Here is a 1319-nt window from a genome sequence, read left to right as displayed (position 1 = left end):
AGGTCGTTGTTCAGGTTGCGTCGGGCTCATAACCCGAAGGTCGTCGGTTCAAATCCGGCCCCCGCAACCAGTTTAAGGAGCCCCTTTTCAGGGGCTTTTTGTTAGCTGGACACTTTCAACGTCGCTGTTCAACGGCGTTTCAAGGATGGGCGTTTCGCCCATTTTTTTATTTTGCACAGCATGCACATACATGCACGAGGGGGTTCAGGTGTCGAGCAAGCTAGAAGAGTTGCAGGCCTTGCTGGCCCCGGTGGTCGTGGCCCTAGGCTATGAATGCTGGGGTATTGAGTTTTCGGCTCAAGGTCGCCACTCAATGTTGCGCGTTTATATTGATAAAGAGGGCGGCGTGCTGGTGGACGATTGTGCCATCGTCAGCCGTCAGATCAGCGGTGTACTGGATGTTGAAGATCCGATCGCCGTTGAATACACCCTTGAAGTTTCCTCGCCTGGCATGGAACGCCCACTGTTCACTATTGAGCAGTTTGCAAAATTTGCCGGTGAACAAGTGAAGATCAAGCTGCGCTCGCCTTTTGAAGGTCGGCGCAACTTTCAGGGCCTTCTGCGCGGTGTAGAAGAGCAGGACGTTGTGGTGCAGGTTGAAGACCATGAGTTCCTGTTGCCGATCGATATGATCGACAAGGCCAACATTATTCCCAGTTTTGACTGAGACGCGGATCCCGCGGATCCAATGGCTTGCGAAAGGCGAGGCGTACGATGAGCAAAGAAGTACTGCTGGTTGTTGAGTCGGTATCCAATGAAAAGGGCGTACCGGCAAACGTAATTTTTGAAGCGCTGGAGCTGGCTCTGGCCACTGCTACCAAAAAGCGTTTTGAGGACGAAGTCGATCTGCGTGTGGAAATCAATCGCCACACCGGTGCTTACGAGACATTCCGTCGCTGGACGGTTGTCGAAGAAGCAGATCTGGACGATCCGGCCATCGAAACCTGGCCAAGCAAGGTTGCCGAAACGCATCCTGGCGCCAAGGTCGGCGATGTTGTCGAAGAAAAGATCGAATCCATCGAGTTCGGCCGCATTGCTGCACAGACTGCCAAGCAAGTCATCGTGCAGAAAGTTCGCGAAGCCGAGCGTGCTCAAGTCGTCGACGCCTACCGCGAGCGCCTGGGGGAAATCATCTCCGGCACCGTGAAGAAAGTCACCCGCGACAACGTGATCGTCGACCTGGGCAATAACGCTGAAGCGTTGCTGGCCCGTGAAGACATCATAAGTTGAAGTTTCTTATATGGATCAAAAAGTAATTAGTCTTAGCACAATTTATTCATACGCATTTATTGAAACTTAAGCCATAAATAACCAACCAG

The 1319-nt window shown here is 52.3% G+C and carries 1 protein-coding gene and 1 pseudogene; both read left to right on the top strand.

Features of this window, described 5'->3' with window-relative positions:
* Positions 1 to 208: 208 nt before the first annotated feature.
* Complete coding sequence (gene rimP, locus ACQKPC_RS30380) at positions 209 to 667, top strand: ribosome maturation factor RimP (protein WP_010463487.1); 459 nt, start codon at positions 209 to 211, stop codon at positions 665 to 667.
* 47 nt (positions 668 to 714) lie between these two features.
* Positions 715 to 1224, top strand: a pseudogene (locus tag ACQKPC_RS30375) (NusA N-terminal domain-containing protein); the annotation flags it as partial.
* Positions 1225 to 1319: the final 95 nt, after the last annotated feature.

Origin of the sequence: Pseudomonas sp. NPDC089918 (assembly GCF_050280605.1) — a bacterium.
GTDB lineage: Bacteria > Pseudomonadota > Gammaproteobacteria > Pseudomonadales > Pseudomonadaceae > Aquipseudomonas.
The sequence above is the reverse complement of the archived record's forward strand: the minus strand, read 5'-3'. Positions and strand labels throughout refer to the sequence as shown.